At 46.9% G+C, this 3982-nt stretch carries 3 protein-coding genes; all 3 read left to right on the plus strand.

Going from position 1 to position 3982, the window contains the following annotated elements:
* Nucleotides 1-144: 144 nt before the first annotated feature.
* The 3 genes from VIP81_RS32765 to VIP81_RS32775 are packed head-to-tail and all read left to right on the plus strand — an operon-like array spanning nt 145 to nt 2961.
* Nucleotides 145-615: a hypothetical protein gene (locus VIP81_RS32765; RefSeq protein ID WP_331972240.1), complete on the plus strand. Its 471-nt coding sequence runs from the start codon at nt 145-147 to the stop codon at nt 613-615.
* Complete coding sequence (locus tag VIP81_RS32770; RefSeq protein WP_331972243.1) at nt 608-793, plus strand: hypothetical protein; 186 nt, start codon at nt 608-610, stop codon at nt 791-793. Before VIP81_RS32765 ends, VIP81_RS32770 begins: the two co-directional genes overlap by 8 nt.
* Before the next feature lie 17 nt (nt 794-810).
* Nucleotides 811-2961, plus strand: coding sequence for a portal protein (locus VIP81_RS32775; RefSeq protein ID WP_331972245.1), 2151 nt, complete (start codon nt 811-813; stop codon nt 2959-2961).
* Nucleotides 2962-3982: the final 1021 nt, after the last annotated feature.

Raw genomic sequence — 3982 nt, forward strand, 5'->3', positions numbered from 1 at the left:
GGAAAGTGTTCCGTCGTCTACTAAGGACGAGCTTACTTACGTCGAGGCTGGTGTCCCTGTAGACGGTGAAAATTCCGGTGAGGATGAGGACCCGGAGCTTTTTACCGGTGAGGATTTTGAGTGACACTTAACGTTAACGGACGGGTGCAGATTCTTGATGCACCCATTATGAGTCCGGGTACTTGTGCACTTTGCGGTTCAGCTGGTGGAGACCATCGTAAGTTTATCGATTTTGGTAAGCAGATCGATTGGTACGGTAACGTATATTTCTGCACCACCTGTATTGCCGAAGTTCTCGATGTAATGGGCTATCACCCTGTAGCCAATTTTGACCGGCTGCACGATAGTTATCGAGAGCTTAATGTTCGCTACGATAAGATTCAGGCTGAGAATGAATCGGTGAAAAGTGCTCTCCACAATCTTCTTTCTAGTTCTAATTCTTGTAAGTGTTCTCTCGTGGATTCTGTTTCTGATACTTCACATGAGGGAGCAGAAGATCCAGAGCCAAAAGATGTGGGATTTTCTGACGCTCCAGTTTCAGGAAGTACAACGTCTGAACAATCTACTAACATCGAAGGATCTGACGACCTATTCGACGCTTCAGACTTTGAATAAAGCTTCTGTAGCCGAGAATAATGTTGATCCGAATCTTATGCCGTTGGACGATATCTCTGTAGCTAATCGTTTGGCTAAGATGTATCAGGCAGCAGGTATTGATCCGACATCAGCATATGATGCTCCCGAAGAAGCTATTTTGGACTTTGGACCTACAGGTCTTCGGGATGGTCTTTAAATAATGAGAGGAGGTAGTTGAGCACAACTGAGGCGTCTCCCGTTACGGGTTCTGTTGATGATACTGGTAAGTACAGCGATGAACAGTTGCAGCAGCTTGCCAAGAATTCAAAGCAGAAGGAATTTGAAAACCGCGTAATTTCATGGACTAAGTCTGCGTATACGCGTTGCCGTGCAACTAGGCAGCAACTTGAACGCCAGTGGTATTTGAACCTGGCATTTTATATTGGTCGGCAGAACGTAGCAGTGATTCCTTTTAGCTCTGCTAGCTCTGCTGCTACAGGGGTGCGCCTTTATGTTCCACCTGCCCCTTATTACCGCGCACGCCCTGTGATTAATAGGATTCGTCCTATTATTCGTACAGAGTTGTCTAAGCTGACGTCTCAGAAGCCTACCGCTACTATTGTCCCCGCTACAGGCGAGGATAAGGATACTGCGGCTGCTCAAGCAGGTGAGCAGATTTGGGATTCTGTATATCGCGGGAAGAAGATTAAGGGACTTCTTTCTCAGACAATGCTCTGGACATTGTGCTGTGGCACTGGATTTATGAAGTCTTATTGGGATCCCAAGAAGACTGATAAGTCTGGACAGCCAGGCGATTTCTGCTATGAAAACGTAAGCCCATTCCATCTCTTCGTTCCTGACATGCTTGCTCAGGATATTGAAGACCAGCCTTACGTTATTCATGTGCAGACTAAGACTCCCGAATGGGTAAAGCTTAACTACCCTGGAGTTAACGCTGCGCCCAATGTTATGGAAGCTAGTGATCTGCTTAACGACAGCTTCCTTAATCTTGTGGGCGCAGCGGACTATCGTAAGAATGCTGTTCTCTGTTATGAGGTCTGGATTAAGCCGGGTCACGTAGACTTTATGCCCAAGGGTGGTATGTTTACCATTATTGGGGATAGCGTTGTACAGTTTACGGACAAGGGAAATCCTTACGCCCATGGGCAGTATCCGTACATTAAGTATGAGCACATCCCTACGGGACGTTTTTACGGTGATTCGGTCATTAATGACCTTATGCCGATTCAGCGTGAATACAACCGTACGCGTGGCCAGATTGTAGAAGCAAAGAACCGTATGGCTCATCCTCAGCTTCTAGCTGCTGAGGGATCTATTGATGCGTCTAAGATTAATACTGAACCTGGACAGGTAATCCTTTATAAGCTGGGAATGCCTACTCCGGAACCTTTGCCCCTTCAGAATCTTCCTGCTTATGTCTTGCAAGAGCTTGACCGACTTATGATGGACTTTGAAGATATTTCAGGTCAGCATCAGGTTAGCAAGGGTCAAGTTCCACCCGGAGTTACTGCGGCTACTGCTATTAGCTTCTTGCAAGAACAAGATGAGTCTATGCTTGCCACAACTTATGCCAGTATTGAAGAGGGTTTTGAAAAGCTGGGTTATCAGACTTTGTGTTATGTTAAGCAGTATTGGACTGCTCCACGTGTTGTTAAGGTAGTTGGTAGAGACGGACAGTTTAATGTCCTTACCTTTATGGGCTCTGACCTTCGAGATAACACGGATATCCGGGTAGAGGCTGGATCCGCACTTCCGACTTCTAAGTCTGCTAAGCAGGCTCTCATTATGGACCTTATGTCTCAGGGATTTATTTCACCTGAAAAGGGTCTTGAGATTATGGAGGTCGGGGGAGTACAGCGTCTTTACGAAGAGATCCAGATTGATAGTAGTCAGGCTTCTCGTGAGAACATGAAGATGTCTACTGTTACTGAAGATGACATGAATATGTATCTTCAGACATTTATGGGTCAGGATCCTGCTACAGGGCAACCTACGTTGGTTGACCCTAATAACGGTGGCGCGCCTCTTGCAGATGGTATGGGTAATCCCACTGCTCCGCCGCTTATTGTTCCTGTTAACACTTACGATAATCATCAGATTCATATTCAGGTTCACAATAATTATCGTAAGGGTCAGGAATACGAGCAGCTCCCACAGCGTATTAAGGATCTTTTCGAAGAGCACGTTAATCAGCATATGATGGCTCTCGGACTTATTCCTGGTATGCCTGCTCCTATGCAGGGAGCTAATCAAGTAACATCGGGTCAGGCTGGTTCTGATCCTAATTCTCAGGTAGAAGCACAAATGGCTGGTGGTAATCAGCAGCTTCCTCCGGAAATGATGCAGCAAGGACCGGTGATGTAAAATGGCTAATAACCAGCTTGGTGCAGTCGATACTAACTTCACTAATGCCCGTAAGTCTACTCCGGGTGCTGGTGCAGATATTACGACTCCCGCTAACTACGCATCAATTACTGCTATGCGTGCACGTCTTACTGCGATTAGCGCCACGACTTATAGTTCCGCTAATCTCGACACCATGTCCGTTAATGACATGGTCTATGCACTTCGGGTGAACGATGATGCTTCCTCCATCTAATCCCGACCAGGCGATGGTGGATAATGCCACTAGCGCGATGGCGTCCCGAATGCCTACAGTGGTGGGAAGAGGACAGGATCCTCGGACTAAGGGAAACGGTCGCAATGAAGCCATAAGTCGTAGGCTGTCTAGGATTAAGAAGAATCAAAATGGTTAAGCTTCCAGGTGCTTCTGTAGCCAATAATACTCCTGTTGGTAGTGCTGGCCAGGGTTATGATTCCCTCAAGAAGGAAATTCCTGACGGTAAGGCCGGAGCTATTAAGCGGCGTCTTGCCAAGAAGAAGGATTCTGACTCTGGGAGGACGAATTAATGGCTAAGCGTCATATTGCTACTACTGCTGTTACTCGATTCTTTGAGTACGAGCATCTTCCGGAGCCTCTTAAGACTATTGCAGCAGGTTGCAGTAGTCTTAAGGACTTTATGCTCGATCAGCTCGAAGATGACCCCGAGCTTACTGTAGGTATGCGAAAGCTTCTTGAAGCTAAGGACGCTTTTGTTAGGGCCGCAGTAGCTCAGCATAATAGGCGTAATGAGAGGGCAGAAGGTAAGCCTCTTCCACGTCCAGATAATGCAGTCTAAATACTGAACCAGGTTTAGGGCCTCCTGTAGCCAAATAGTCAGCGAGGTACGAGCCTTGAATTTTGTAGAGGGAAAATAAAATGGGAACTCCGATCGATCCTGCGGCTGGTATTGAGGTACAGGGCGATATCTCTGATCAGGATAATGCTCCAGGGCCAAACCCGGCGTGGAACGACGTTCTTTCTATTCTTCCGCAGCAATTCCAT

It is taken from the genome of Chitinophaga sp. (assembly GCF_036566945.1).
Lineage (GTDB): Bacteria > Bacteroidota > Bacteroidia > Chitinophagales > Chitinophagaceae > Chitinophaga.